At 64.0% G+C, this 24888-nt stretch carries 29 protein-coding genes, 1 tRNA gene and 1 riboswitch; of the genes, 14 read left to right on the top strand and 16 right to left on the bottom strand.

Annotated elements, in window-relative coordinates:
- Nucleotides 1–9: 9 nt before the first annotated feature.
- Entirely contained in the window at nucleotides 10–657 is a 648-nt protein-coding gene (gene pdxH, locus DOM33_RS01925) for a pyridoxamine 5'-phosphate oxidase (RefSeq protein WP_110665332.1), read from the top strand.
- A gap of 145 nt (nucleotides 658–802) precedes the next feature.
- Here pdxH and DOM33_RS01930 read toward each other — a convergent pair whose 3' ends face one another.
- The 3 genes from DOM33_RS01930 to DOM33_RS01940 form a co-directional block, all read right to left on the bottom strand.
- Nucleotides 803–1645, bottom strand: coding sequence for an ABC transporter permease (locus tag DOM33_RS01930; RefSeq protein WP_110665334.1), 843 nt, complete (start codon nucleotides 1643–1645; stop codon nucleotides 803–805).
- On the bottom strand, nucleotides 1645–2847 hold the full coding sequence (locus tag DOM33_RS01935; protein WP_110665336.1) for a quaternary amine ABC transporter ATP-binding protein: 1203 nt from the start codon (nucleotides 2845–2847) through the stop codon (nucleotides 1645–1647). Before DOM33_RS01935 ends, DOM33_RS01930 begins: the two co-directional genes overlap by 1 nt.
- A 181-nt stretch (nucleotides 2848–3028) precedes the next feature.
- Complete coding sequence (locus tag DOM33_RS01940; RefSeq protein ID WP_110665338.1) at nucleotides 3029–5797, bottom strand: bifunctional acetate--CoA ligase family protein/GNAT family N-acetyltransferase; 2769 nt, start codon at nucleotides 5795–5797, stop codon at nucleotides 3029–3031.
- A 217-nt stretch (nucleotides 5798–6014) separates the two neighbouring features.
- Here DOM33_RS01940 and DOM33_RS01945 point away from each other — a divergent pair, with 217 nt between their 5' ends.
- The 5 genes from DOM33_RS01945 (at nucleotide 6015) to DOM33_RS01965 (ending at nucleotide 9952) form a co-directional block, all read left to right on the top strand.
- Entirely contained in the window at nucleotides 6015–6956 is a 942-nt protein-coding gene (locus DOM33_RS01945) for a histone deacetylase family protein (protein ID WP_110665340.1), read from the top strand.
- A gap of 243 nt (nucleotides 6957–7199) precedes the next feature.
- Complete coding sequence (locus DOM33_RS01950; protein ID WP_110665342.1) at nucleotides 7200–7832, top strand: helix-turn-helix domain-containing protein; 633 nt, start codon at nucleotides 7200–7202, stop codon at nucleotides 7830–7832.
- A gap of 80 nt (nucleotides 7833–7912) precedes the next feature.
- Nucleotides 7913–8251 (top strand): DUF1244 domain-containing protein, encoded by a 339-nt coding sequence (locus DOM33_RS01955; RefSeq protein WP_110665344.1) that lies wholly within the window; start codon nucleotides 7913–7915, stop codon nucleotides 8249–8251.
- Nucleotides 8248–8772 carry a molybdenum cofactor biosynthesis protein B gene (moaB, locus tag DOM33_RS01960; protein ID WP_110665346.1) on the top strand — a complete coding sequence of 175 codons (525 nt, stop codon included), beginning with the start codon at nucleotides 8248–8250 and terminating at the stop codon, nucleotides 8770–8772. The genes DOM33_RS01955 and moaB overlap by 4 nt, the downstream gene beginning before the upstream one ends.
- Nucleotides 8759–9952: a molybdopterin molybdotransferase MoeA gene (locus DOM33_RS01965; RefSeq protein WP_110665348.1), complete on the top strand. Its 1194-nt coding sequence runs from the start codon at nucleotides 8759–8761 to the stop codon at nucleotides 9950–9952. Before moaB ends, DOM33_RS01965 begins: the two co-directional genes overlap by 14 nt.
- Nucleotides 9953–9970: 18 nt before the next feature.
- Here DOM33_RS01965 and DOM33_RS01970 read toward each other — a convergent pair whose 3' ends face one another.
- The 6 genes from DOM33_RS01970 to DOM33_RS01995 all read right to left on the bottom strand — a co-directional run bounded on the left by DOM33_RS01970 (nucleotide 9971) and on the right by DOM33_RS01995 (nucleotide 12814).
- Entirely contained in the window at nucleotides 9971–10543 is a 573-nt protein-coding gene (locus tag DOM33_RS01970; protein ID WP_110665350.1) for an acyl carrier protein phosphodiesterase, read from the bottom strand.
- Between the two features lie 34 nt (nucleotides 10544–10577).
- Nucleotides 10578–10928: a TusE/DsrC/DsvC family sulfur relay protein gene (locus tag DOM33_RS01975; RefSeq protein WP_110665352.1), complete on the bottom strand. Its 351-nt coding sequence runs from the start codon at nucleotides 10926–10928 to the stop codon at nucleotides 10578–10580.
- Nucleotides 10928–11221, bottom strand: coding sequence for a sulfurtransferase complex subunit TusB (gene tusB / locus DOM33_RS01980; RefSeq protein WP_110665353.1), 294 nt, complete (start codon nucleotides 11219–11221; stop codon nucleotides 10928–10930). Before tusB ends, DOM33_RS01975 begins: the two co-directional genes overlap by 1 nt.
- 10 nt (nucleotides 11222–11231) lie before the next feature.
- Nucleotides 11232–11618: a sulfurtransferase complex subunit TusC gene (gene tusC, locus DOM33_RS01985; protein ID WP_110665355.1), complete on the bottom strand. Its 387-nt coding sequence runs from the start codon at nucleotides 11616–11618 to the stop codon at nucleotides 11232–11234.
- On the bottom strand, nucleotides 11615–12010 hold the full coding sequence (gene tusD, locus DOM33_RS01990) for a sulfurtransferase complex subunit TusD (RefSeq protein ID WP_338053806.1): 396 nt from the start codon (nucleotides 12008–12010) through the stop codon (nucleotides 11615–11617). Before tusD ends, tusC begins: the two co-directional genes overlap by 4 nt.
- 132 nt (nucleotides 12011–12142) lie before the next feature.
- On the bottom strand, nucleotides 12143–12814 hold the full coding sequence (locus DOM33_RS01995) for a Bax inhibitor-1/YccA family protein (RefSeq protein ID WP_110665357.1): 672 nt from the start codon (nucleotides 12812–12814) through the stop codon (nucleotides 12143–12145).
- A gap of 161 nt (nucleotides 12815–12975) precedes the next feature.
- Between DOM33_RS01995 and DOM33_RS02000 the strand changes: the two genes are divergently transcribed.
- Nucleotides 12976–13066 (top strand) — tRNA-Ser (locus tag DOM33_RS02000).
- 86 nt (nucleotides 13067–13152) lie between these two features.
- On the opposite strand, the gene DOM33_RS02005 is transcribed toward DOM33_RS02000, so the two are convergent.
- Both DOM33_RS02005 and DOM33_RS02010 read right to left on the bottom strand, forming a co-directional pair.
- Entirely contained in the window at nucleotides 13153–13500 is a 348-nt protein-coding gene (locus DOM33_RS02005) for a hypothetical protein (protein WP_110665358.1), read from the bottom strand.
- A gap of 92 nt (nucleotides 13501–13592) precedes the next feature.
- The gene (locus tag DOM33_RS02010; RefSeq protein ID WP_110665360.1) at nucleotides 13593–13796 is read right to left on the bottom strand and encodes a hypothetical protein; all 204 of its coding nucleotides are present in this window, start codon (nucleotides 13794–13796) and stop codon (nucleotides 13593–13595) included.
- A gap of 394 nt (nucleotides 13797–14190) precedes the next feature.
- On the opposite strand from DOM33_RS02010, the gene DOM33_RS02015 reads away from it, so the two are divergent.
- The gene (locus tag DOM33_RS02015) at nucleotides 14191–14508 is read left to right on the top strand and encodes a hypothetical protein (protein ID WP_110665362.1); all 318 of its coding nucleotides are present in this window, start codon (nucleotides 14191–14193) and stop codon (nucleotides 14506–14508) included.
- Nucleotides 14509–14688: 180 nt separating this feature from the next.
- Nucleotides 14689–14904: an RNA-binding protein gene (locus DOM33_RS02020; protein ID WP_110665363.1), complete on the top strand. Its 216-nt coding sequence runs from the start codon at nucleotides 14689–14691 to the stop codon at nucleotides 14902–14904.
- A gap of 88 nt (nucleotides 14905–14992) precedes the next feature.
- Here DOM33_RS02020 and DOM33_RS02025 read toward each other — a convergent pair whose 3' ends face one another.
- A complete protein-coding gene (locus DOM33_RS02025) occupies nucleotides 14993–16702 on the bottom strand; it encodes a potassium/proton antiporter (RefSeq protein WP_110665365.1) in 1710 nt (569 codons plus the stop codon).
- 81 nt (nucleotides 16703–16783) lie between these two features.
- Entirely contained in the window at nucleotides 16784–17656 is an 873-nt protein-coding gene (locus DOM33_RS02030; RefSeq protein WP_110665367.1) for a hypothetical protein, read from the bottom strand.
- A 106-nt stretch (nucleotides 17657–17762) separates the two neighbouring features.
- Nucleotides 17763–17868: riboswitch (TPP riboswitch) on the top strand.
- A 39-nt stretch (nucleotides 17869–17907) separates the two neighbouring features.
- Between DOM33_RS02030 and DOM33_RS02035 the strand changes: the two genes are divergently transcribed.
- Genes DOM33_RS02035 through DOM33_RS02050 form a run of 4 tightly spaced genes read left to right on the top strand, consistent with a single transcriptional unit; the run spans nucleotide 17908 to nucleotide 21486 of the window.
- The gene (locus DOM33_RS02035) at nucleotides 17908–18720 is read left to right on the top strand and encodes an ABC transporter ATP-binding protein (RefSeq protein WP_110665368.1); all 813 of its coding nucleotides are present in this window, start codon (nucleotides 17908–17910) and stop codon (nucleotides 18718–18720) included.
- Nucleotides 18710–19498 (top strand): ABC transporter permease, encoded by a 789-nt coding sequence (locus tag DOM33_RS02040; protein WP_110665370.1) that lies wholly within the window; start codon nucleotides 18710–18712, stop codon nucleotides 19496–19498. The genes DOM33_RS02035 and DOM33_RS02040 overlap by 11 nt, the downstream gene beginning before the upstream one ends.
- Nucleotides 19499–19545: 47 nt before the next feature.
- On the top strand, nucleotides 19546–20577 hold the full coding sequence (locus DOM33_RS02045) for an ABC transporter substrate-binding protein (protein WP_239495230.1): 1032 nt from the start codon (nucleotides 19546–19548) through the stop codon (nucleotides 20575–20577).
- A gap of 24 nt (nucleotides 20578–20601) precedes the next feature.
- A complete protein-coding gene (locus DOM33_RS02050) occupies nucleotides 20602–21486 on the top strand; it encodes a GIY-YIG nuclease family protein (protein ID WP_110665371.1) in 885 nt (294 codons plus the stop codon).
- A 73-nt stretch (nucleotides 21487–21559) separates the two neighbouring features.
- Here DOM33_RS02050 and DOM33_RS02055 read toward each other — a convergent pair whose 3' ends face one another.
- Both DOM33_RS02055 and DOM33_RS02060 read right to left on the bottom strand, forming a co-directional pair.
- Complete coding sequence (locus DOM33_RS02055; protein ID WP_110665373.1) at nucleotides 21560–22366, bottom strand: alpha/beta fold hydrolase; 807 nt, start codon at nucleotides 22364–22366, stop codon at nucleotides 21560–21562.
- 81 nt (nucleotides 22367–22447) lie between these two features.
- Nucleotides 22448–23122: a 7-cyano-7-deazaguanine/7-aminomethyl-7-deazaguanine transporter gene (locus DOM33_RS02060; RefSeq protein WP_110665375.1), complete on the bottom strand. Its 675-nt coding sequence runs from the start codon at nucleotides 23120–23122 to the stop codon at nucleotides 22448–22450.
- A gap of 233 nt (nucleotides 23123–23355) precedes the next feature.
- Between DOM33_RS02060 and DOM33_RS02065 the strand changes: the two genes are divergently transcribed.
- Nucleotides 23356–23667, top strand: a complete 312-nt coding sequence (locus DOM33_RS02065) for an ArsR/SmtB family transcription factor (protein WP_110665377.1) — start codon at nucleotides 23356–23358, stop codon at nucleotides 23665–23667.
- A 70-nt stretch (nucleotides 23668–23737) separates the two neighbouring features.
- Here the strand turns inward: DOM33_RS02065 and sohB are convergent, their stop codons facing one another.
- A complete protein-coding gene (gene sohB, locus DOM33_RS02070) occupies nucleotides 23738–24790 on the bottom strand; it encodes a protease SohB (protein WP_110665379.1) in 1053 nt (350 codons plus the stop codon).
- Nucleotides 24791–24888: the final 98 nt, after the last annotated feature.

Raw genomic sequence — 24888 nt, forward strand, 5'->3', positions numbered from 1 at the left:
GACCGACCCATGAGCGAGCTCGAAGGTATGCGCCGCGACTACGAAGGCGAGCCCCTTACGCTCGACGACATGCCGAGTGAACCCTTCACGTTTTTCAACACCTGGCTCGAGCTTGCCATCGAACAGGAAGGACTCGACGCCAATGCCATGACGTTGGCAACGGTCGATAGCGAAGGCAATCCTCACGCCCGTATCGTGCTGCTGAAAGGCATGGATCAGACCGGCCTACGTTTCTACACCAACTATCAGAGCCAGAAAGGCAACGAGCTCGCTCAGGTGGCCAAGGCCGCGCTGGTCTTCTGGTGGCCAGGGCTGCAGCGTCAGGTGCGCGTCGAGGGGCGGGTCGAACGTGTCGACGAACGACAGTCCGATGACTATTTCGCCAGTCGCCCGCGCAAGAGTCAGCTGGCGACCTGGGTCTCCCAGCAGAGCGTCGAGATTCCGGGCCGTGGCTGGCTCGAGGAGCGGCTGGCGCGCTTCGAACAGGTCTACGCCGATCAGCCGGTCGAGCGCCCCCCGCAATGGGGCGGGTATCGCGTCGTTCCTCACGCGATCGAGTTCTGGCAGGGCCAGCGCAGCCGGCTGCACGACCGCATTCGTTATACCCGCCACGAGGGGGCACCCGACGAGTGGTATCGCGCCCAGCTGGCCCCCTGACGATCCCCGGATATGATCGCGACACTCGATTCGCGCGACGGCTCGAGCACACGAAAACGCCCGGCATGAGCCGGGCGTTTCGTTTGCTATCGCTGGCAGGCGGAAATGGGCTACGGTGCCTTTCTTCCGCCAGTGCGCGAGCGGCTCAGGGCTTTTTCTTGCGCCCGCTCAGGGTCTGGGTCAGGCGATCCAGCAGCATTGCCATGATGACCACGGCAATCCCCGCTTCGAACCCCTCTCCCGGGCGCAGCCGCTGAATCGCGCGCCAGACTTCACTCCCCAGGCCATTGGCGCCGATCATCGCGGCGATGACGACCATCGAAAGCGCCAGCATGATGGTCTGGTTGATACCGCCCATCACCGTAGGTAGCGACAGCGGCAGCTGCACTTTGACCAGTTTCTGGCTCCGGGTCGATCCGAACGCGTCGGCCGCCTCGACCAGTTCTTTGGGTACCTGGCGAATGCCGAGCGTGGTGAAACGGATCGCCGGTGGCATGGAGAAGATCACGGTCGCGAAGATGCCCGAGACCGAGCCAATCCCGAAAAACGGAATCGCCGGGATCAGATAGACGAATGCGGGCATGGTCTGCATGAAATCCAGGATCGGCATGATCACGCGGTAGAAACGATCCGACACCGCGGCGAGGATGCCGAGTGGCAGCGCGATCACGATGGCGACGAGCGTGGCGAGCACCACCAGCGTCAGCGTCTGGATCATCGGGTTCCAGAGCCCCAGATTCCAGATCAGACCCAGGCCGAGCAGTGCCCCGATCGCCAGACGTCGTCCGCTCAAGCGCCAGCAGAGCAGAATCACCAGCGCCATCAGCGCCCAGATGGGCATCCACATCAGGCCGTCGTTGAGCAGAGAAATGCCGGTCTGTGTCGTTCGCGAGATCGCTCGGGTGACGCCGGAAAATTCCGAGGTCAGAAAGTCGAGCCCGCCCTCGATCCAGTCACCGAGCGGGATTCTTGGAATGTCGAAATCCATCATTCAGCCTCCGCTTCGGCCAGTTGTTCGAGTACCGCACCCTTGACCACGACCCCCATGAGTCGCGAGTCCTCGTCTATCACCGCAATGGGATAGCTGTTGCCGGTGAACATCTTGTACAGGCTCGCCAGTGGCTCGTCTGGGCCAACGCTCGGGAAGTCCTTGCTGATCAGCGTATCGATCGCCTCCTGCCCGGACTTGGCCGCTGCGTCGATCTCGTCGACTGTCACGATACCCAGCAGGCGTCGTTCACGGTCGACGACGTAGATCGAGTCGAGACCGTTCTCCACCATCTTGCGCAGTACCGTCCGCGGGCCGTCGGTATCGCGGGCCGTGGCTCGCACTGGGCGCATGGTCCGCTGAGCGCTGACGACGCGGGACTTGTCGACGCCCTGGATGAAGCGGGCCACGTAGTCGTCCGCCGGATGCGTGAGGATCTCTTCCGGGGTGCCGATCTGAACGATCTCGCCGTCACGCAGCAGAATGATGCGATCGCCGATGTTGATCGCTTCGTCCAGATCGTGGGTGATGAAGATGGTGGTCTTCTTGGTGCGATGCTGGAGCTCGATCAGCTCCTGCTGCATGTCGCGGCGGATGAGCGGGTCGAGTGCCGAGAAAGCCTCGTCCATGAGCAGCACGCTGGCGTCGTTGGCCAGTGCCCGAGCCAAGCCGACGCGCTGCTGCATACCGCCGGAAAGCTGGGTCGGGTAAGCGTGCTCCCACCCCTCGAGCCCGACCTGCTTGAGCGCGTGCGTCGCCTTCTCCTGGCGTTCGGCTTTGGGGATGCCGCGGATTTCGAGGCCGTACTCGGCGTTCATCTGCACTGTGCGGTGCGGAAAAAGTGCGAAGTTCTGGAACACCATGGAAAAATGGCGTCGGCGACACTGAAGCAGTGCCTTCTCGCTCAGACGGGGAATGTTTTCGCCGCCGATGATGATGTCGCCTTCGGTGGGCTCGATCAGCCGATTGAGGCAACGGATCAGGGTGGATTTCCCCGAACCGGAGAGCCCCATGATGACGAGGAGTTCACCGTCACGAACGTCGAAGTCGATGTTGGACAGACCCAGCGTCTGCCCTGTCTTCTCCAGAATCTCGGGGCGCTTGAGCCCCTCGTCGCGCAGTTTGAGCGCCTTCTTGGGATCGTCCCCGAACACTTTGCTCAGGTTTCGAACCTGAATCTTGACCTGCGAATCGTTTTGCATTGTGGGTCTGGCCTGGATAGTCGGAGCGACCTCATCTGACGCCTATAGTCAGGTTACGGTCGGTATCCATTGGTATTGTTAGGTTTCAAATCATAGGAGCTTATCGATAACCGGGCAAAGGACAATACTGGATAATCGAACGACCGTTCAAGTACCGCAGACCTCAATCCCGCTCGCCGACTCACGTCGACGCGTTCGCCAGACGGTGACGTTGCCACTCGCTCACGGGATCGTTGAGGGAGTACGTGGCTTCGACGATGCCCTCTTCGACATCGGTCCGCAGTCGGAAACCCAGTCCTGCAAGCAGTTGGCGCATGGGACGATTGTCGATCAATACCGTGCCGACCATCGACAGCGTTCCGACGTCTCGGCTGTAGCGGATCATCTTCTCCATCAGCGCACGGCCGAGTCCGATTCCCTGGCAGTCGTCACGAATGATGATCGAAAATTCCGTACGAATATTGTCCGCATCGTTCCAGACGCGCACCACGCCCAGCATCTCTTCGTCTCCGCTGTCGTCATGCGCGACGGCAATGAACGCCATCTGGCGGTCGTAGTTGATCTGGGCGAGCTGGGCCAACTCTCGGGGTGTCAGTACCGCCTTGTGATGAAAGTACCGGTAGCGAATGCTCTGCTCGGAGAGCCGGGCGTGAAATGCCGTGATCAGCGGGGCGTCCTCGCCGCGAATGGGGCGAATATCCACGAGCCGCTCGCCCAGAGTCACCTGCTCTCGCAGTCTTTCCGGGTAGGGCATGATCGCCTGCACCGCCGGCTCCCCCAGGTCCAGCGCGAAATCGATGGCCGTGACCCCCTCTCGGTTGACGAGCAGTGGGTTGATCTCGAGCCCGCGAAGGTGCGGCTGATCGCTTGCCAACTGAGAGAGCTGCACCAGCAGCCGTGCGACGGCGGCGACCGCCCCACCTGCGTTCCCGAGCGGTTCGTCAGCCTCACCGTCGCTTTCGCCATGGTTTCGCAGTCGCTGCCCGGCTCGGGTGCGGTCGATCAGTTCCTCGGCGAGCCGCTGGTTGAGCGGCGGTAGCGCGATCTGGCGATCGCTCATGACATCGACCCGGTAGCCGCCGGTGCCGAAGACGATGACCGGACCGAACTCGGCATCACGCGTGATGCCGGCGCACAGCTGCAGCGAGTCCTTGCCCCGCTGCATGGTCTGCAGGCAGTAGCCGTAGAGAGGGCTCTCGGGGCGGGTTTCGGCCAGGCGTTGGCCGAGTCGCACGACGGCGTCGACCACGCTGCCGGGTTGCTCGAGGTCCTGAACGAGGGAGAGCGAGCGCGGATTTCCTCGACCGTCCTGGAAGGCGAGGCAGCTATCGCGGTGAACGGCCTTGACTGCCCAGGGGCCCGGCAGGTCGACGGTCACCCGCTCGGCCTGTTCGAAATCGTCGACGTAGACGCTCGGCGTCGTTCGGATGCCGTAGGCGTTCAGCGCCTGGGCGGTCTCTTCATGACTGAGGTGATCGCGACCCTGCGCACGCGCTGATTCGATCAGCTCGTCACAGCGCGCCCGGGTTTCGGGACGGGTCGGGAGTGCCAGCGACGGCGGCGTCTGATGCAGCAGATGTTGCACGCGGCGGTAGCGCACGAGATGCAGGAATGCGCGTACCGCCTTTTCCGGTGAGATGTAGGTCGGGATGCCGGCGCGATTGCAGGCACTTCTGGCGTCCAGCGCTTCTTTGAGGCCCATCCAGCTCACCAGTAGCCGATGGCGAAAGCGAGACTTCGCGCCGATCAGCGTCTGCGCCGTGGCGAGCGACGGCGCGAGTCGCGTCGGGGCATGAAGCACCAGCACCGCATCGACCTGGCTATCCCGTGCCAGGATCTCGATCGCTTCGAGAAAGTGCGCCGGACGGGCACTGCCGCCCAGGTCCACCGGGTTACGACCGGGGCGACTCACGTCGAGCCCAGTGGCGCGAAGCGCGTTCGCCGTCGCGTCTCCAAACGTGGCGAGCTGACCGCCGCCGTCGATCAGCTTGTCGATCGCCAGCAGCGCCGGCCCGACGCCGTTGGAGACGATCGCCAGTCGATCTCCCCGCGGCGGTTTGAAACGCGAGAGCGTTTCCAGGGCGTCGAAGAGCTCGTCGGAGTCCTCGACGCGAACAACGCCCGCCCGTGCCAGGGCCGCTTCGACCACGTCGTCGCGACGCTCGATACCCGGGGTGTCGGGCAGCGGTTCGAGGGTGGCCTGCCGGGTGCGCCCGCTCTTGATCGCGAGTACCAGCCGGTTACGCGATGCCTCCCGCAGGGCAGTCATGAAGTGACGCGCATCGGCGATTCGCTCGAGGTGGAGCAGCAGAGATCGGCAGCGTCCGACCGTGTTGAGGTAGTCGATGACGTCCGGCAGGCGCACGTCGACGCTATCTCCGAGCGTGACCAGGTGCGAAAACCCCACCTCCCGCCCCGCCGCCCAATCGATCATCGCGTTGCCCAGCATCCCGGACTGGCCGAGATAGGCGACGCTGCCATCGGCGATGGGCTGACTGGCATAGGTGGCATTGAGCTTGAACGAGGGGACGGCGACGCCGAGACATTCGGGGCCCAGCACTCGGAGGTTGGCCTGGCGCGTCGTCCGCTGGATTTGCTCGCGAAGCGTGCCCGTCGCGGTTTCTTCGTCCAGCGAGGCACCGCCGGAGAGTATCAGCGCCGCCTTCACCTTCAGCTCACCGAGCTGGCGAATGACCGTCGGTACGCGGGCGAGCGGCGTGCAGATTACCGCGAGTTCCGGGATCGCGGGCAGGGCTTGCAGCTGGCGATAGCAGGTCACCCCCTCGACGTCAGCGTAGCCCCGCGGGTTGGTACACCAGAGAGAGCCGGGAAAGCCGGCGCGCAGCACGTTACTCAGTACCATCGCCCCTAGCGAGTCGGCACGCGGGGAAGCCCCCACGACGACGATCGAGCGCGGTGCGAAGAAGCGTCGAAGAAATTGAGTGGCCATGAAGGTCCGTCAACGAAGCCGGGAGTGAGCATCACCCTACACCGTTCACGCGTCGCGAAACTATCCTCATGCGCGGAGACTCACCATCGACGTCGGGCCCGTGGGCCGCGATGCACGCGCCCGAAAGCCGGCATTGAACCAAAGTCGTAGCGACTCGACGCTGGGCGTGGGCGTCGTGATCGCCCAGACTCCAACGACGCCAACCGTCGGTGAGCCAATGATTACCGCCTATATCACCCATCCCGATCTCGCACACCACGACATGGGGGGGCACCATCCGGAGTCCCCCATGCGACTCGAGGCGATTCGGGCACGCCTGATGCGAAGCGGCACGCTACAGCAGACGGTGCAGGTCGAGCCCGTCCCGGCGACGCGAGCGGCGCTGGAACGGGTACACCAAAGTGCCTACCTCGACGCCCTCGCACAGCGCTTGCCGGCCTCCGGGCTGGCAACGCTCGACGCCGACACCCGGCTCTGTCCGGAGTCGCTGCACGCGGCGACGCTAGCCGCAGGCGCCGCGCTCAAGGGTGTGGACATGGTCTGCAATCACCGTGCGGACAACGTCTTCTGCGCCACTCGGCCGCCGGGGCATCACGCCGAGCGCGACCGTGCGATGGGCTTTTGCTTCTACAACAACGTCGCCATCGCAGCCGCTCACGCTCTCGAGCATTACGGTCTGGAGCGCGTTGCGATCCTCGATTTCGACGTACATCAGGGCAACGGCACGCTGGATATCTTTCACGATGACCCGCGCGTTCTCGTCTGCACGAGTTTCCAGGAAGCGTTCTACCCTTGGCGTTATCTCGACGGAGACTGGCCCAACGTGGTCAATACGCCGCTTGCCGCCGGCGACGACGGTGCGACGTTTCGGCGACGGGTCGAACGTGCCTGGCTGCCCGCGCTGGAGCGCCAGCGACCGCAGCTCGTGCTGCTCTCCAGTGGATTCGATGCGCATCGCGACGACCCGCTGGGGCAGGTCGAACTCTCGCACGACGATTTTCACTGGATCACCACGCTGGCCATGGATATTGCGCGGCGCTACGCCGATGGACGCCTGGTATCGGTCCTCGAGGGGGGCTATCACCTCGCGAGTCTGCCGATCAGTGTCGAGGCGCATCTTCATGCCCTGCTCGGACAGCCTTGGCAGCAAGCGCGCTAGCGTCCCCGTGGTGGTTTCGGTTATCGGCGTGCGAAGTGCCCCGGACGCCGAATCGACGACACCCCACGGGGCGTGATCGATGCCCTGCCGAACTACCGGTTCTCGAGTGTGCGACAACCGTGTCGCTGACCGTGTCGCAGGGCGGACCGCCGAGGACGTGCCGGCCGAGAGAGGCCCCGCGACGCTGTGATATTCTTCGACCCAGTTGCCCGATTACCTCCCGCATTCCAAGTAGAGACCTCCATGGCCGCCACTAACGATCAGGAAGCCGCCGTGCGTATTGCCTCGGGGCGCAAGGCGTTCGTCGAACCCCTGCGGCTCGGCGAGCGGCTCAAGGAGATCCGTCTCGCCAATCGCTGGACGCTGGGTGATGTCAGCACGCGCACCGGGCTTGCCCGTTCCACCCTCTCCAAGATCGAGAACGATCAGATCTCGCCGACGTTCGCCGCCGTTCAGAAGCTCATCGTCGGCCTGGGGATCGATCTGCCGCAGCTGCTCACGCCGACCAAGCCGCAGCGACAGTCTCGGGGGCGCCGCGATCGCACCGCGCTTGGCGACGGCAAGCTCCACCCTACGCCGACCTATGAGCACGAGCTGCTCTCCTGCCAGCTCGCGCAAAAGCGCATGATCCCGTTCAAGACGATCGTACGGGCGCGACACTTCGGCGAATTCCAAGAGTGGATACGCCACGACGGCGAAGAGTTCCTGATGGTCCTCGAGGGCGACATCCTGCTCTATTCCGAGTTCTACGAGCCACTGGCGATGAGCGCCGGCGATTCGCTCTATTTCGATAGCGACATGGGCCATGCTCTGGTCTCGACCAGCGACCAGGACGCCGTCGTTCTCTCGGTGTGTACCCCCGGTGACGGCTACTGAGACTTGCCGGTATGCCGCTTGCCTGTCTCGTTCATTCACCCGCCTCGTTCATTCACCCTCTTCATCTTCAGGAGTAGTTCATGCATCAGTTCGACGAGTCGACCCGTACCGATATCGAGGCAGCGGCTTTTCGCCAGTTGCTGCGCCATCTCGATGACAACAAAGACGTCCAGAACGTCGATCTCATGATCCTGGCGGACTTCTGTCGCAACTGCCTCTCCAAGTGGCTGGTCACCGCCGCCGAGGCGCGTGGCGAATCGCTGGATTACGAAACCGCGAGGGAGTACGTCTACGGCATGCCCTATTCGGAGTGGAAAGCCAACCACCAGCTGCCGGCCACCGACGAGCAGCTCGCCGCGCTGGAAGCGCGACAAGCGGCGAAAAAAACCGCCGAGCCCGACGCGGGAGGCCCGGCATGAGCGACCTGACGCCGTTATCGATCGCCGTACTGACCGTCTCCGATACGCGCACCGAAGAGACTGACCGCTCCGGCGACCTGCTGGTATCGAGCCTGCGTGACGCCGGCCATCATCTGGTCGAAAAGCGTATTGTCGCCGATGACGTCTATCGCATTCGCGCCGTCGTCGCCGACTGGATCGCCGACGAGACGGTTCAGGTCGTACTCACCACCGGCGGTACCGGCTTCACCGGCCGGGACTCCACGCCGGAAGCGGTGTCGGTATTGCTCGACAAGACCATCGATGGTTTCGGCGAGCTCTTTCGTCAGGTGTCTTTCGAGGAGATCGGCAGTTCCACCGTCCAGAGTCGCTGCCTGGGCGGGCTTGCCAATGCCACCGTCATCTTCTGTCTGCCCGGCTCCACCGGCTCCTGTCGTACCGGCTGGGAGCGTATCCTGCGCGAGCAGCTCGATAGCCGGCATCAGCCGTGCAACTTCGCCAACCTGGTGATTCCCGGGCGAGGTCAGCATGGCAACGGCTAGCCTTCAGAGCGTCGAGCAGGCACTGGCAGCACTGCTCGAGGGTGTCGGCGTGCTGCCATCCGAAACCATTCCATGCAGCGATGCCGAGGGACGCGTGCTGGCCGAACCCGTGCGCGCCACCCTCGATGTGCCGCCCGCCGACAATAGCGCCATGGACGGTTACGCCCTGGCGAGCCGTGATGCCGGCGGCCCCCTTCTCGTCTCCCAGCGAATTCCCGCCGGGCAGGCGCCCACGCCACTCGCGCCCGGCACCTGCGCCCGGATCTTCACCGGCAGCGAGATCCCCGAGGGGGCGGACTGCGTGGCGATCCAGGAGAACGTCGAGGTCGACGGCGATCGGGTTCGCATCCCGCCCACTGCCAGCGGTCAGAACGTGCGGCGGTGCGGGCTGGACGTGACCGCGGGGGATGAACTGTTGGCAGCCGGCACCCGGCTGGGTGCCGCGGCGCTGGGACTGCTGGCGGGACAGGGATTGACGCAGGTCGAGGTGGTCCGGCGACCGCGCGTTGCGCTCCTGCTCACCGGTGACGAGATCGTCGAGCCTGGCACGCCGCTCGCCCGCGGCCAGATCTACAACAGCAACGGCCCCATGCTCGCCACACTGATTCGCCGCTTCGGTGGAGAACTGGTGCGTGAGATCAAGGTCGCCGACGACTTCCAGACCACCCTTGCCCGGCTCGAGGACGCGGCGAGCGTTGCCGACGTCATCGTGACGACCGGCGGCGTGAGCGTGGGCGAAGAGGATCACGTCAAACCCGCCATCGAACGTCTGGGGGAACTCTCGCTCTGGCGGCTGGCGATGCGCCCCGGCAAGCCGCTGGCACTCGGCACCATCGAACGTACCCGGGTCGTGGGACTACCGGGTAACCCGGTGTCGAGCTACGTCGGCGCCTGGCTCTATCTGCGCGCGCTGCTCGGCGAACTTCAGGGTTGCCCGGCGCTGCGCGAGCTGCCTCGCATCCCCGCCGAGGCGCAATTCGCGGCCCGGGCCCAGGGCCGACGCCACTACATGCGCGCCAACCTCACGCTGGAGGACGGCCGACTGGTGGCGCACGCTCACCCCGAGCAGAGTTCGGCGGTGCTGACCTCCTGCGCGGCGACCAACGCATTTGCGGTGATCCCGGCGGACAGCGAAATCAGCCTTGGGGACCGAGTCGAGTGCCTCTGGCTCGAAGCCTAACGGTCGTCTTCACTGCGCTCAGTGCGGTCGAGTCGAGGCTCGGTTCGGGGTGAAGCGCGCTTGCATCTGCGGCCACAGGAGACGAAACGCAGCCTCCAGCTCGGGATAGGTCGACTCGAGCCACGGCGTCAGCGCGGCCAGCTGGTTCGGGCCGCGCAGACGCGAGCCGATACCCGCGATCGCCCGACAGGTGAAGTCGAAGTCAGCGTAACGGGAAAGCCAGTCGCCGCGGATGAGCGCCGGCATCATCTCTCCCAGTCGATCCGGCGCGGGGCGGCGACCGAGTATGGCGTAGCAGCGCGTGACGAGGGCATCGTCCGGCATGTCACGGGCGATGAAATGATCCCATACCAGATCCAGCGCAATACCGGTGTAGCGCCGCTGGCCGGAGGGGGCCGCGGCCCGGCGCTCCGCGACTGCGGGGTGGCTATCGATTGCAGCATCCACCTGACGGTGATGACTCACGCCGGCCGCGATGTCCTCGCCCAGGGATGCGAAGTCGCTGCCCTTGATGCCGTCGGCGATCAGATTGCCATAGAGAAAGTCGTCGTTGCCGTGGCGGGCGAGCCAGGCATGAGCGAGAAAGTTCATGCGTCAGGCCGATGCATCGTCGGTGCTCGTCGGTTCAAAGGCAGTTGGTCGGCTTGGGCAAGCCTGCCAGGCGAGCAGCGACCTTGGCCGGACTTTCCGGGAAAAGCCGCATCAGGTAGATCGACTGGCCCTTCTCCTCCCCCAACGACTGACGCACGGCTTTCACCAATGGGCGCATCGCCGGGGCGGCTTCATAGCGGCGATAGAAGTCGCGAAGCACGTTCAGCACTTCCCAGTGCGCCGGCGTCAGTTCACGGCCCTCGTCCTGTGCCATGGCCTCGGCGACCTCGGGTGACCAGTCATCCAGCGATACCAGGTAGCCCTCAGAATCCCGCGCGACGAAACGACCGTCGACGGTGAGTGTCTGCGAAGATGGCATCGTCATCAGAACCAGCTCAGCGATTTGGGAAAACGTTCGGTCAGAGCGACGAACCCGTCCATGTCGACGATCTCGATCGAGGGTGCCACGCGTGCCAGCAGGCCGCGGGACTCCGCGTCCTCTCGCAGCACCCCGATGCGCCCGGCAACGACCGCATCGTCGAGTCCCGCCGCGCCGGGTAGCGCCGCATAGCAGCCATCTTCGATCAGCAGCAGATAGTCGCCATCGGCGAAGGCATCGAGCAGGTCGGCGAAAATGCCGCTGCTGTGGGGCGTACGAATGATCAGATGCAGTGTCATGGCGAATCCATCAGAAGATCAGGCTCAGCGGCCGGGCAGCATGCAGCGCGGCCACGCCGTCAGGGTCGAGTGTCGTGACCGGCAGCATGAGATCATCGACCGTCAGCCCGCGGCGATCCAGGTCGCGTTGACTCACCCAGAGCCGTTCGATGTCGTACATCTCGAGCATCTTCAACTGCGGATGGGTGCCCTTCTGGTCTAGCGCACCGGCGGCCTGCCCTTCGAGCAGCGCAAAGACGCCGTCCCCTTGAAACAGCAGCTCGACCTCGCGGCCGAAGGCGGCGGCGACTAGCGCAACATCGATTCCTTCACGCAGCCAGCTGCTACCGTGGGGCGGGTGGCGCAGCACGATCAGCAGCGCCTCGCTGGATGACGCAGATTGAGTCGTGTCGGTCATGGCGGGAAGGTGATCAGACGGTCGTGGGTTAGCACCGCGTCGACCAGCTGACCGATGCCGGTCAGCTCGAACGGCGGCTCGACGCTGTACTGGGCGAGATCGTGGCGAGTGGCTTCCGTGCCGTCGACGATGCCGCGTCGCAGTCCCGCGGCGACGCAGACCAGAAGCGCCGTCTGCGCCGTTTCTCCTAGTCGCTTCCAGCGTTCACCCAGATGCACTTCATCCTGCGGCGGTGCCATGAGGGTGGACGCGTTGTGAACGCCGTCATGATAGAAAAAAACCGTCTCGACGCGATGCCCGCGCGCAATCGCCGCTTCCGCGAAGCGCAAGGCGGATAGCGCCCCTTGCGTACTGTAGGGTGCGGCGTGGACGAGTAAGGCGTAGCTCAGCACGATGGCTTCCCAAGCGAGACCAGTGAATCGAGCGCTGAATGAACGGCGCGCGGATGAACGTGAGTCGCTGGATAGTAGCAAACGAAAAGGCCCCACCGAAGTGGGGCCTGAAGTTCGCGGTCGATTATCCGTTCAGTCGTTGGAGACGACGCCGAGAATGGACAGCAGGCTCACGAACAGGTTGTAGATCGATACGTAGAGCGTGATCGTTGCCAGAATATAGTTGGTTTCGCCGGCGCGATGGATGATCTCGCTAGTCTGGAACAGGATCGCGGCGGACGAGAACAGTACGAAGCCGGCCGAGACCGCAAGCGCCAAGCCCTGAATGTTGAAGACCATTGCCGCGACCATGGCCAGTACCAGCACGATGGCGCCCGCTACCATGAAGTTGCCCAGGAAGCTGAAATCCTTGCGGGTAATCAGCGCCACGGCGGATAGCCCCAGGAAGGCGGCGGCCGTCATGCCCAGGGCCGTCATTACCAGCTGTGCGCCGTTGGGGATCGACAGGTAGAGATCGATGATCGGCCCTAGCGTGAACCCCATGAATCCAGTGAAGGCGAACGTCGACAGCAGCCCCGCCGCCGAGTTGGCCGTCTTGTGCACCAGGAACATCAGGCCGTAGGCGCCGATGAAGAACACGAAGATATTGATCTGCGTCACGCCCATCGCCATCGCGGCACTGGCGGTCACGGCGGAGAACAGTAGCGTCATGGCCAGCAGCATGTAGGTATTACGTAATACCTTGTTGGTGCTGACCGCACTCGATCGTCGATCGGTGACGTCGTGCGAAGTCCGATAGTCCATTGCGTACCCCTCGTTATGTTGATCTACCCCAAAGACCAGAGTGCACTTGCAAAGTTCCCCTGACAAGCGTAAAGAAGCGGCGGCACAACAAATAACTCATTGAAAGCTAACGACGTGGTTGACGTCCGTGGCGAAACTGGTAGTATTCCCCGCCGTAAGACGGAGAGATGGCAGAGTGGTCGATTGCAGCGGTCTTGAAAACCGCCAAGGGTTTGTAGCCCTTCCAGGGTTCGAATCCCTGTCTCTCCGCCACCGTTTCGAAGAAGGCCAGCTATTTAGCTGGCCTTTTTTCGTATGGCTGGGTGTCACGTTGCTGCCTGGCACTGGGATGCAGAACGCTATCCGGCCGGGTTCTGCTGCATGTAGACCGTCAGCGCGTCCATGGTCGTACGCATGTCATCGCAGAACGCTTGGGTGGGCTCGAACGACTCCCCTCTGGCGAGCTTTTCGAATTCGTCCTGGTGCGCGCTGACCTGCCCGCTCTGTTGAAGCTGCTGTGCGACCCCTTGCAGTTCGGTCTGCGCCCGTTGCGTGTCGGCGCGCGCTGCTAGATAGGCGTCGATCTGCGCGGACTGTGCCTGCGTTGCCTGAGTGATACTGGCGGCAGAACATGCCATGTCATCGGCGAGTGCCGATGAGGCCGCGCCGATCGCAAGCGTCAGCAGTAAAGCTCTGGGCAAGATCACGGTGAGACTCCTCGAGGATCTAATGGGATAGGTGAAACGTGATGGTGGAATCGCTTCGACATCGGTTGGTACCGAGCGCCGACGCTGCGGCTTCAATCGTCCTGCCCGCGCTCCAGATCCAGCTTGTCGAAGTAGTCGCCTTTCTCCGGCAGCTCAGCGATCGACGGCTGGTACCCCTCGGCCTCGTAGGTTTCCGCGGTGAGCGAGGAGGCATCACCGTCGGCGTCCACGACCTGGACTTCGCTGACCTTCCCTGCCGACTTCACTACGTAGATACCCGTATAGCTCGATGCCATGTCGTTACGTCCTTTTCGTGATCGGAATACCGTCGAGCGAACGAATGCTGGCGTCCGCTTCCTGTTCGAAAGCGTATACTGCCCCGGCGAAAGGAGCGAACCGTCAGAGATGGGTGGTCGACTGACAGCGATGAAGGAAGTGCATCGGCTTTTGCCACCGCATCGCGGTACGAGGTACGCCATTCGCGTTTCGACACCCGCCGGCCGTCGGCTAAACTTCTGCCGCCCCCTCGTTTGGAGTCCACGTCATGCCCGCCAAGACACGGCTACTGTTACTCGCGCTGCTGATCGCTGCCGGCATGGCTCTGAGCGGCTGCTCACCCATTCCCGATGCGCCGGGGCCGATCGGTATTCCCGGGATTTGATCGTCACCGCCCTGTTGATTGACTGACCGATGATCTCACCCTCACATCGCCGCTCATCGATTATTCTGCTCGCCGCGCTCACCCTGAGCGGCTGTGTCTCCGCGACGCCGGAACTCTCGGCGACCAACTATCTGCGCGACAGCCAGAGCTGCGAGCGCCAGACGCATCAAATCGCCGGCGAAGAGGAGTTTCAGCTCTGCATGTCGCGACTGGGCTGGCCGAGCTCGAGCGGACAGGCGGCGCGAATCGAGCTCGAGGACAGTCAGCAGAACGGCGACCAGGATTTCCTCGACGATGCCATCAACGGGCTTCAGTTCGGGCTGCAGTGGCAGTTGAGCCCGGAGTGAGCCGCACCGGCTCCGTCTTTGCCGCCGCAACGAGCCGTTGGGTCTCCGTGTCGTGGTGTGGGTGACGTGTCGAATGGGGCGCGACCGGGTATCCGTCGAAGGCGCGGGCACTGTACATTGTCGATGGCTTCACTAACCTTGTGGAGTCACGCCCGGCCATTCGTCACGAGGAGTTCCATCATGGCAGAACCCTATATCGCAGTGAGAAAGACCCGAAAGCCGGGCAACGACGCCGAATCCTGTTTCGAGGTGTTCGACGGCGACACCGGCGGCAGTCTGGGCTACTTCGACGAAGAGAGCGACGCCCAACATCGTGCCGACAGCATGAACGGCATGATCGAGAAAGAGACTGGCAAGCGCCTCGACCGCCCGACGCAGAACGACGACGTCGAATGATCTAGCGTTTCAAGTATCGTTTCATCTCGTTGAGCGGTCCCCTTCGAGGGGCCGCTTCTCGTCGGGCCGGGCAACCCCGCTTGGCCGGTCAGTGATAGAGCCGCAGACCGACTCGCGTCACGCGGTTGCCTTCCATCTCGTTGACCACCCAGTGAAAGCCGTGCCAGTCGACGTCGTCACCCACCACCGGGTGGCCCCCGACACGCAGCGCGACGAATTCACCCAGCGTCATCTGCTGCTCACCCGGGCTCAGCGTCAGGCCGTAGGCATTGGCGACCTCCTGCATCAACGCCTCGCCATCGAGTGTGAAAGTCCCGAAAAAGGCTCGCTCCCGGCGCAGCTTCGACTCGCCGTTGAACAGGCGGTTGAGCGAGGGAAGGTCTCCGGTTCGCCCGATGAGACAGACCACGTCCTGCAGGCTGAGGCGCGTACTTCCCTTGGGGTGCAGCATGGCGTGCTGGCGGAAGATGGCCGAAATCAGAATGCCCGACGGTAGTCTGAGCAAGCGAATCGGAACGTCATCGAGCGATTCGTTCTCGACCTTGTAGACGAACATCTCGTAGTCGTTCTCCGGCAGCACGCCGAGCTGCCCCCGCCGGTCCGGTGTCGTCGTCTCCGGCAGTGTCACACGCATCCACCGCGCCACGTACGCCAGCGTGGAACCCTGCAGTATCAGCGAGATCAGGACGACGAAGAACGCCACGTTGAAATAAAGCGCAGAGTTTTCGACGCCGGTAATGACGGGAAAGATCGCCAGCACGATGGGTACAGCCCCGCGCAGCCCCACCCAGGAGATGAAGAAGAGCTCCCGCCACCGGAAATTGAAGAACGGCAGTAGCGAGGCCATCACCGCAATGGGGCGGGCGAAGACGATCAGTGCAATCCCGAGAATGGCGCTTGGCACCGCGTAATCGATCATCTCCGAGGGTGTGACCAGCAGCCCCAGCACCAGGAAGAGACCGATCTGGCTCAGCCATGCCAGACCGTCGTGCACCGGAAGAATGTGATTGAGATGTCGACCGGGCTGGTTGCCGATCAGCAGGCCGGTCAGATAGATCGCAAGGAACCCGCTGCCCCCGGCGGCGCTGGTGGCGCCAAAGATGAAGAACCCCAGCGCGAGCGCGAGCAGCGAATAGAGTCCGGGCGCGAGATCGAGCCATCGCAGCATCTTCGCCGAGATCCAGCCCCCGCCGAGGCCGATGATCAGCCCCAGCCCGAACTGCAGCACGAAACGCATCAGCGTCTCCGTCAGTCCGCCCACCGCCCCGGTCAGCAGCTCGGCCAGGGTGATGGTCAGAAAGATCGCCATCGGATCGTTGGTCCCCGATTCGATCTCGAGCGTCGCGCCCACGCGTTCGTTGAGGTTGACGCCGTGACCCTTGAGCATCGAGAAGACCGCGGCGGCATCGGTGGAGCCGACGATCGCGCCGACCAGCAGCCCTTCGATCCAGGTCAGATCGAGCATCCACATCGCCAACAGTCCGAGTAGACCGCTGGTGATGAAGACGCCGAATGTCGCCAGCGACAGCGCCGGCTTGAGCCCGACACGAAAGGTTCGGAATCGGGTTCGTAATCCGCCGTCGAGCAGGATCATGGCCAGCGCGAGATGTCCGATCAAAAACGCCTGCGAGTAGTCGTCGAACTGCAGTCCGAGAATGCCCTCTTCGCCGGCGAGCATGCCGAGCGCCAGAAACAGCACGAGAAGCGGTACGCCAATTCGCGATGAGACGCGACTGGCCAGGATGCTCAGGGCAATGAGCGCCCCGCACACGAGAAACAAACTGTTGATCGAATCCACGAATCGCTCGTCGGCTGCCGGGTCGAAAATTCCAGTATGCCACGCCCGTCGATGCTTGCGCGGGGAAAAATCGTCGGAAAACTAGATTCTTAGCCACGCCGGGTGGGTGTCGATCCAGCTCTCCCCGGCCGGGCCGTGCAGCTCGAGCAGCTGCGCCAGCAGCCGCATCGCTTTCCGGTGTTCGTCCAAGTCGACCAGCCTGTCACTGCCATAGGCCGAAACGAATGCTTCGCGCTGCTCAACGCTTGCGATGAGTAGCTCGACCAGGCAGAGATCGAACTCCAGTGGTGCCCACACCAAGGCTTCCCAATCGCACCAGAAATGGTCGGTTGCAGTGAAGAGATACTGATCGGGTCGCTGATCCGGCAGCGACCAGACTGCGCGCTGCGGGGCCGGCCAGTCGACGCGAGACGCCGCATCGACGGCGCCCTTCGATTCGGCGAAGCGTCGAGCGCGAATCGGCCACGTGGTAAGGGCGTCCTCACCGCTCAACGGATGGCCCCAGCCCGGCATGCTCTCGTGGTGCAGCATTCTGAGCTGAGCGCCCAGTCGCGCGGCGAATTCACATCCCATGCAAGCGGCTCGCCCCCGGCGCCACGGCTGGCTCCAGAGCGGTGCCGCGTCGAGATGCCCCAAAAATGTCATCGGGAGTGGCGCCATCGGCAGTCGCGGCGGCAGCATGCCGGCAACGTCGGTCAACGCATGTGGCGTGCGCCAGCGATCGAAGCCGAAGAGCATCGCCAGACCCGACCAGAACGGGTCATCAGCGGCATCGGTGCGGGCCAGCTTGAGCAGCTGTGGCGAGAGCGTGCCATCGCGCCACAGCCAGTTGGCGCTGTCCGGCCAGCGCAAGGCGAGCGGCTCGACCGATCGGCCAATGAAGGTGCCCACGCGTGAGGTGAGCGACCCATCCGGCAGTAGGTTGGCGGGAGGATTGCAGTCGGTAGCAGTCACTATCGTCTCCTGACTCGCATAGAGGGTTGTCCGACTCGGACACGCATCGATTGGCCCTCGGACCGCTTTCGAATGGGCAAGACGACATCGGAGCGCGTACAATTCGTTCACTGCATAGGGGTGCCCGCCGAGTCGACGGGCTGAGAGTGCCAGGCACAACCCTTGAACCTGAACCGGTTAGCACCGGCGGAGGAAATGCCAGCGTCACCGTCGCATGACTCCGCCCGTCCGTCACTCTGTCGGGAGTCGTCATGCCCCCACCTGCGATCGACATTCGCAGCGCGTCGCTCCACTACGGCGAGCGAGTCCTGTTTCGGGATCTCGACGCGCGCTTCCCCGCCGGCAGCTGGAGCTGTCTGCTCGGCCGAAGCGGCAGCGGCAAGAGTTCACTGCTGCGCATGATCGCCGGGCTCTCCCTGCCCGACAACCACCGGCTCGAGCGGATCACCGACGACGGCCTGCCACTCGGCCCGCGTCTGGCATGGATGGCGCAGCAGGATCTGCTGGTGCCGTGGCTGCGGGTTCGAGACAACGTGATGCTCGCGGCGCGCTGGAAACGGCGCGTGACAGCGGCGGATCGCGAGCGTGCACAGTCGCTGCTTGCCCGAGTCGGCCTCGCCCAGCAATCGCACGCGTGGCCGGCGACGCTCTCCGGCGGCCAGCGCCAGCGCGTGGCACTCGCCCGCACCCTCTTCCTCGACGCCAGCGTTGTCCTCATGGACGAACCCTTCTCGGCCGTGGATGCGATTACGCGGCTCGATCTTCACGAGCTGGCAAGCGAGCTGCTCGCGGGGCGCACCGTCATCATGGTCACTCACGATCCGCAGGAAGCGCTGCGTCTCGCCGATCATCTGCTGATTCTCAAGGGCGAGCCGGCGCGGCTGCATCCGCTCGCCCCACCCTCGGGCGTCCGTCCGAGGGCGCTCGATTGTGCCGATCTTCACCGTCATCAGGCAGCCCTCGTTACGGAACTCACGATGCCGGAATCGACGCCGATCGGCGCGAACGCGACGCGACTTGCCGGTGGCGCGCCCGCCGACGAAGGAAACCGACATGCACGCTGACGCAGGAATCTCCCGACGTTGGCGTTGGCCCTGGCGGCCTTTCGCTGCGCTTCTGGTGCTGCTGATGCTCTGGCAGGCCGTGATAATACTCACCGGTGTGCCGCGCTACATCCTGCCGGCGCCGCTGGCGGTAGGCCATGCGCTCCTCGACCAGCGCGAGCTGTTGATGCATCACGCCTGGGTCACCGCCATCGAGATCCTTGCCGGTTTCACCGGCGGCGTTGCGTTGGGCGGGCTCACGGCGCTGTCGCTGGCGCGGTTTCGGCCGCTTCGCCGCACACTGCTGCCGCTGCTGCTGGTGAGTCAGGCGATACCGCTGTTCGCGCTCGCGCCGATTCTGATGCTGTGGCTCGGCTACGGCATGCTGCCGAAAATTCTGATGGCGGTTCTCATCGTCTATTTTCCGGTTGCCTCCACCGGCTACGACGGACTGCGCCAGACGCCCCAAGGCTGGCTCGATCTCGCCGACACCTTCGGTCTCAATCGTCGCCGCCGACTGCTCAAGGTACAGCTGCCCGCGGCGTTGCCGTCGTTCGCCTCCGGGGTGCGCATGGCGGCGACCGCCGCGCCTATCGGCGCCGTGATCGGTGAGTGGGTAGGATCGAGCCGCGGCCTCGGATTTCTCATGCTCAACGCCAATGCGCGATTGCAGGTGGACGTCATGTTCGCCGCGCTCATCGTGCTCGTGGCGTTCGCGCTGTTGCTCTATTTCGGCGTCGATGCTCTGCTGCGTCGCGCCATGCCTTGGCACCGTGACCGCATCGGTGCTGCCGAATGACCCTGCCCCGAACGCCAACGCCTCGAATCGCTCGACAAGGAGATATCATGGACTCGACCGCCTTCACTCGCGTGCGCTCCCCTGGAATGGCCGGCGCCCTCTGCCGCTGGTTCACGCTTGCCCTCGCCTCGCTTTCGCTGGCGGTCACGCTGCCGGCAGCGGCTCAGGACGACGATATCGCCGCCCCGCAGATGATCGATCTCAGCGTGATGCTGGACTGGTACGCCAACCCGGTACACGCGCCGCTAATCGTCGCCAAGCAGCGAGGCCTGTTCGCCAAACGGGGGCTCGAGGTCGACATTCAGGCACCGGCGGACCCGAGCGTCCCGCCGAAGCTCGTCGCCGCCGGGCGGATCGACCTGGCGCTGAGCTATCAGCCGCAGCTGCATCTGCAGGTGGACCAGGGCCTGCCGGTAGTCCGGATCGGTACGCTCATCGCGACACCGCTCAACGCGGTGGTGGTGCGGGCGGACAGCGGCATCGAGCAGGTCGCCGATCTCGCTGGGCGCAAGATCGGTTACTCGGTGGGCGGCGTCGAGGAGGTCCTGCTGGCTTCGACCCTCGAAAACAGCGGCCTGAGCCTGGACGACGTCGAACTGGTCAACGTCAACTTCTCGCTGACGCCGGCGCTGATCAGTGGGCGTGTCGATGCGGTGACCGGTGCCTTTCGCAACTTCGAACTCGCCCAGATGCGCCAGGAAGGCGTGCCGGGCAAAGCGTTCTACATCGAGGAGGAAGGGGTGCCCACGTACGATGAGCTGATCTTCGTCGCCAATCGCGACACCCTGGACGAGCATCGCGACGCCTATCGCCGCTTCATGGACGCCATCGGTGAAGCGACCGCCTGGATCATCAATCATCCCGACGACGCGTGGCAGCGCTTCATCAGCTACGACGACTCGCTCGACACGCCGTTGAACGCCGAAGCCTGGGCGGCGACACTGCCTCGATTCGCCCTGCGCCCAGCGGCGCTGGATCACAAGCGCTATCGCGACTTCGAGGCCTTTCTACTCGAGCGCGGCGAAATCAAGGCACAAAGCCCGATTTCGCGGCTCGCGGTGGACCTCGACGCACCCTGACGTGGGATCGACTAGCCTGAATCCATGACTGCCAAGCTCAACCTGTACGACCCCCGCACGGATCCGACCCACACGCTACCCAGCGTCGGCATCGACGCCCTGACCGAGCTCCCCGCTCGGCCAGGGGTCTACGTGTTCTTCGGTCTCAACGACCTTGCGCTCTACGTGGGCAAGAGCATCGATATTCGACAGCGAGTCAAAACCCACGTCCGGGATCCGGCCGCCAATCGCCATCGCCAGATGGTGGCGCAGACCGAGCGCATTGCCTGGATGCGCACCAGTGGCGATCTCGGCGCGCAGCTGCTGGAAGCGGATCTAATCAAACGCTGGGTGCCGCTGTACAACCGTCAGCTGCGCAAGCGTATACGCATGGTGAGCTGGAACTGGCCGGAGGGAGAGACGCGCCCTCACCTGACCGACGGCCAGTGGGTCGTCACCGCCCGCTCGCGCTTCTTCGGTCTGTTTCGCAATCGTCGCGATGCGCAGATGACGCTTCGCGACATCGCCACCGAAGAGGGACTCTGTCCCCGGGTCCTGGGGCTGGAAGCCGGCAAGGGGCGTTGTTTCGGCTATCAGATCGGGCGCTGTCGGGGCGCCTGCTGCGGGGCCGAGTCACTCGACGTGCACACCGTACGCGCGCGGGGGGCGATGGAGCGATTGCGTATCGAGAACTGGCCGTGGCCGGGTCGGGTCGCTTTTCGCGAGGATGGCACGGCCAGCGAGGCGAGCTTCCACATCGTCGACCACTGGCACTATCAGGGTAGCGTCGCCCACCTGGAGCAGCTCGAGACGCTGCCCGATTCCCGCGGATTCGACATCGACACCTACCGCATTCTCAACCGTTTTCTGGGGCGTGCCAGCGCCGGTATCGAGGTGATCCCGGTCGATGGCGATGCCGACTGGGTCTAGTCATTCGCGCCGGCGGACCGGCGCGACCCTTGCGTCGCATCAAGCGCTGAGGTACTTCAAGCTTTGTGGCGTTTCACGCTTCACGCTGCAGAAAGCGTTCGACATGCTCGCGAAACGCCTCGGGCTGTTCGGCGTGGAGCCAGTGCCCGGCACCGTTCAGCGTTTCGAGCGTCACGCCAGGCAAGACCGCCTCGATCGCCTCGCGATGAACTGTTTGCACATACGGCGAATCGCCCCCCCGAATGAGGAGCGACGGCCCCGGGTAGGCCGTGTCGCCGCCCGGCGGCGCGATGATCTCGTCATATCCCTGCTCGATCTCGTCGAGACCGACGCGCCAGCGCATCACCCCGTCATCGTCACGGACCAGGTTGGTGGCCAGGAACTGACGTGTCGGCGTCGAGTCGATCATCTCCGCCATCAAGGTGTTCGCCTCTCCCCGGGATGACGGTGTCTGCGCCTCGACGTGGCGCATCGCCGCGAAGATCTCGTCGTGACCGTGTTCGTAGGCGACCGGGGCGATGTCGGCGACGATCAGATGCGCCACCCGCGCCGGCTGCAGCCGGGCGAGCGTCATCGCGACCTTGCCGCCCATCGAGTGCCCCAGTAAGTCCACGCGCTCGAGGTTCAGCGACTCGAGCAGCTCGAGCACGTCGTCGGCCATCGCTTCGTAGCTCATGCCGTCGCCGTGCGGCGAGCGGCCGTGGTTGCGCAGATCCACCGCGATGACGCGTCGAGTGGCCTGCCACTGCTTGACGTGCGAGCGCCAGTTGTCGGCACTGCCGAAAAGTCCGTGCAGGATGACCAGCGGCGTCCCGTCGACGCGTCGTTCGTCGGCCCCGGCGTCGGCCGGGTTATGGGTATCGGTGGCGTAAAGTCGCAAGCGGTTCCTCCTCGTCGATTGAGTCCATCGAAAGGCTCAGCCTCGGTGACGACAAGCGTATCAGACGTGGCACGGGCCGACTCAGAGACCGGTCGTCTTACCCGGCAAACCGGGAATTCGCTCGCTCAAGAGCCGCCGACCGAGCCATGCCAGCAATACCCCGTAAAGGGGCAGGAAGAACGCCAGGCTGATCGCCAGTTTCACGGCATAGTCGAACCAGGCGATGCCCACCCAGTGCTCTCGCATGAAGGCATCCGGACCGCGCCAGAACGCGATGGAGAAGAACGCGAAGGTATCCGCAAGGTTACCCACGACCGTCGAGAACGTGGGCGCCACCCACCAGGCGCGAAGCCGCCGCAGGCGGTCGAAGACATGAATGTCAAGCAGTTGGCCGAGTACGTACGCCATGAAGCTCGCCAACGCGATACGCCCGACGAAGAGATTCCAGCTCGCCAGCGCATCGACTCCCTGAAAACGCCCCTGCTGAAACAGTACCGAAACGCTGTAGGAGACCAGCAGCGCCGGCAACATGACACCGGCGATCAGCTGTCGCGCCGAGGATTTTCCGAGCAGACGCACGGTGAGATCGGTCGCCAGAAAGATGAAAGGAAAGCTGAAAGCGCCCCAAGTGGTGTGCAGCCCCCAAAGGGTGAAAGGCAGTTGCACCAGATAGTTGCTCGCCGTGATGACCACGACGTGGAAGGTAATCAGCCACCACAACGCGTGGCGAATCTGACGGTCGTCGAGCTTGAGCATGTGAGACCTTTTTCGTGTGCCGTAGCGGGCCGAGGGGTTAGGGAACCCTCGCGAGATGATTCGAGAAGCTCAGTGGATTGAGCGGGCGCGGATTATAAAGAGTCGGGGCGGACTTCTCCATCGCCAAACGTTCGAAAAGTTTGTAACTCTAAGTTACATTAGCTAGGATAAGGCTGCCTGTAACAGAATGTTCAGCGCCGGAACTCCGCCGTTAGCGGATGTGATAGACGATCATGGCCCCCAAGCACGCAAACGCCCCTACCGTGTTAACCGATGCTCAGATAGCGCCCGTGACGGCGATGCTCAAAGCGATGGCCAACGAGAGCCGGCTGCGTATTCTCCGGTCGCTACTCGAGGGCGAGCAGAGCGTCACCCAGATCAACCGGCGTTTAGGTCTCAGCCAATCCGCCCTGTCGCAGCATCTGGCCGTGCTGCGACACGAGAAGCTGGTCGAGACGCGGCGCAGCGCCCAGACCATCTACTATTCGCTTCATCGAGAGTCGGCCCGGCGCGTGCTCGCCACTCTCGCCGAGCTCGATCTCTGAGTGACTGCCCGAACCGTAGTGCCGCTGGCCCCACCGTCGACGATCGTCCCCTGGTCGCCGCGGCCAACCCCTACCGTCGCTGCCAGCGAAGATCGTCGACACGCTCGATGGCGCGGTCGAGGCTGCGCTCGATGCTCCCCTCGGCGCCTCTAGCAAGACGGCCAAACAGACCGTGCCGGGTCTTGAGAGACACTTTCAGTACCCGCGAACGCGCGTTGAGCCTGTCGGCCAGGTAGGCATCGCTCGTGCCCACCGCATCGACGAGACCTGCCGACACTGCCTCGCTGCCGTACCAGATCTCGCCGGTCGCGACCTGCTCGATGTCGAGCATCGGCCGGCGCGTCTGGACGTAGTGCTTGAACAGCGTGTGCGTCGACTCGAGGTCCTCGCGAAACTTTTCCCGCCCCTCTTCGCTATTCTCACCGAGCACTGTCAGCGTGCGCTTGTAACGTCCGGCGGTGAGCAGCTCGACGTCGACATCGTTTTTCTTGAGCAGGCGATGAATGTTGGGGATCTGCGCGACCACCCCGATGGAGCCGATCACGGCAAATGGCGCCGCGATGATTCGATTGGCGCAGCACGCCATCATGTAGCCGCCGCTGGCCGCGACCTTGTCGACGCAGACGGTCAGCGTCAGACCCGCCTCGCGCAGCCGATCCAACTGGGCGGCGGCAAGCCCGTAACTGTGGACCAGTCCCCCGCCCGACTGCAGACGGAGCACGACCTCGTCGCCCTCTCGGGCTTCACCGATCAGAAGCGTCACGAGCTCGGCGAGTGTCGAGGTCCCGGTGGCCTTGAGATCACCGTCGAAATCGAGCACCCAGACGCGGGGTGTAACGCTTGCGCTATCGCCGTCGCTCGGCGCTTTGCGCTCGGCCTTGACGACGCGACGCATCGACTTGGCGACGGCGCGGCGGCGATGCCGAGGTTCGGCGGCAAGCCGCAGCTGACGACGGCGTTTGGCGAAACGCTCGTCGAGCTCGCTGATCTCGAGCGTGGCGCCGCTGCCGGTCTCGCCGTTGCGGCGCCCGCGGGCGACCAGAGCCAGTACGATGCCGAGTGCGACGACCCACGTCGCGGTCTTTGCCAGAAACAGGCCATAGTCGGCCAACCATTCGCTCACGCGCTTCTCCTTTGCATTCCTTCTCCGCCCCGGGCGCGGCGAGTCGGCGACGGTTGCATCCCGCACTGACCGATGATTTGCTTGCCCGACTTCAACGC

It is taken from the genome of Salinicola halophilus (genome assembly GCF_003206155.1).
Lineage (GTDB): Bacteria > Pseudomonadota > Gammaproteobacteria > Pseudomonadales > Halomonadaceae > Salinicola > Salinicola halophilus.

Excerpts from the sequence above, each read along its gene's own strand:
- pdxH (WP_110665332.1), top strand. The coding sequence starts at position 10 with ATGAGCGAGCTCGAAGGTATGCGCCGCGACTACGAAGGCGAGCCCCTT.
- DOM33_RS01930 (WP_110665334.1), bottom strand. The coding sequence starts at position 1,645 with ATGGATTTCGACATTCCAAGAATCCCGCTCGGTGACTGGATCGAGGGC.
- DOM33_RS01935 (WP_110665336.1), bottom strand. The coding sequence starts at position 2,847 with ATGCAAAACGATTCGCAGGTCAAGATTCAGGTTCGAAACCTGAGCAAA.
- DOM33_RS01940 (WP_110665338.1), bottom strand. The coding sequence starts at position 5,797 with ATGGCCACTCAATTTCTTCGACGCTTCTTCGCACCGCGCTCGATCGTC.
- DOM33_RS01945 (WP_110665340.1), top strand. The coding sequence starts at position 6,015 with ATGATTACCGCCTATATCACCCATCCCGATCTCGCACACCACGACATG.
- DOM33_RS01950 (WP_110665342.1), top strand. The coding sequence starts at position 7,200 with ATGGCCGCCACTAACGATCAGGAAGCCGCCGTGCGTATTGCCTCGGGG.
- DOM33_RS01955 (WP_110665344.1), top strand. The coding sequence starts at position 7,913 with ATGCATCAGTTCGACGAGTCGACCCGTACCGATATCGAGGCAGCGGCT.
- moaB (WP_110665346.1), top strand. The coding sequence starts at position 8,248 with ATGAGCGACCTGACGCCGTTATCGATCGCCGTACTGACCGTCTCCGAT.
- DOM33_RS01965 (WP_110665348.1), top strand. The coding sequence starts at position 8,759 with ATGGCAACGGCTAGCCTTCAGAGCGTCGAGCAGGCACTGGCAGCACTG.
- DOM33_RS01970 (WP_110665350.1), bottom strand. The coding sequence starts at position 10,543 with ATGAACTTTCTCGCTCATGCCTGGCTCGCCCGCCACGGCAACGACGAC.
- DOM33_RS01975 (WP_110665352.1), bottom strand. The coding sequence starts at position 10,928 with ATGACGATGCCATCTTCGCAGACACTCACCGTCGACGGTCGTTTCGTC.
- tusB (WP_110665353.1), bottom strand. The coding sequence starts at position 11,221 with ATGACACTGCATCTGATCATTCGTACGCCCCACAGCAGCGGCATTTTC.
- tusC (WP_110665355.1), bottom strand. The coding sequence starts at position 11,618 with ATGACCGACACGACTCAATCTGCGTCATCCAGCGAGGCGCTGCTGATC.
- DOM33_RS01995 (WP_110665357.1), bottom strand. The coding sequence starts at position 12,814 with ATGGACTATCGGACTTCGCACGACGTCACCGATCGACGATCGAGTGCG.
- DOM33_RS02010 (WP_110665360.1), bottom strand. The coding sequence starts at position 13,796 with ATGGCATCGAGCTATACGGGTATCTACGTAGTGAAGTCGGCAGGGAAG.
- DOM33_RS02015 (WP_110665362.1), top strand. The coding sequence starts at position 14,191 with ATGATCTCACCCTCACATCGCCGCTCATCGATTATTCTGCTCGCCGCG.
- DOM33_RS02020 (WP_110665363.1), top strand. The coding sequence starts at position 14,689 with ATGGCAGAACCCTATATCGCAGTGAGAAAGACCCGAAAGCCGGGCAAC.
- DOM33_RS02035 (WP_110665368.1), top strand. The coding sequence starts at position 17,908 with ATGCCCCCACCTGCGATCGACATTCGCAGCGCGTCGCTCCACTACGGC.
- DOM33_RS02040 (WP_110665370.1), top strand. The coding sequence starts at position 18,710 with ATGCACGCTGACGCAGGAATCTCCCGACGTTGGCGTTGGCCCTGGCGG.
- DOM33_RS02045 (WP_239495230.1), top strand. The coding sequence starts at position 19,546 with ATGGACTCGACCGCCTTCACTCGCGTGCGCTCCCCTGGAATGGCCGGC.
- DOM33_RS02050 (WP_110665371.1), top strand. The coding sequence starts at position 20,602 with ATGACTGCCAAGCTCAACCTGTACGACCCCCGCACGGATCCGACCCAC.
- DOM33_RS02060 (WP_110665375.1), bottom strand. The coding sequence starts at position 23,122 with ATGCTCAAGCTCGACGACCGTCAGATTCGCCACGCGTTGTGGTGGCTG.
- DOM33_RS02065 (WP_110665377.1), top strand. The coding sequence starts at position 23,356 with ATGGCCCCCAAGCACGCAAACGCCCCTACCGTGTTAACCGATGCTCAG.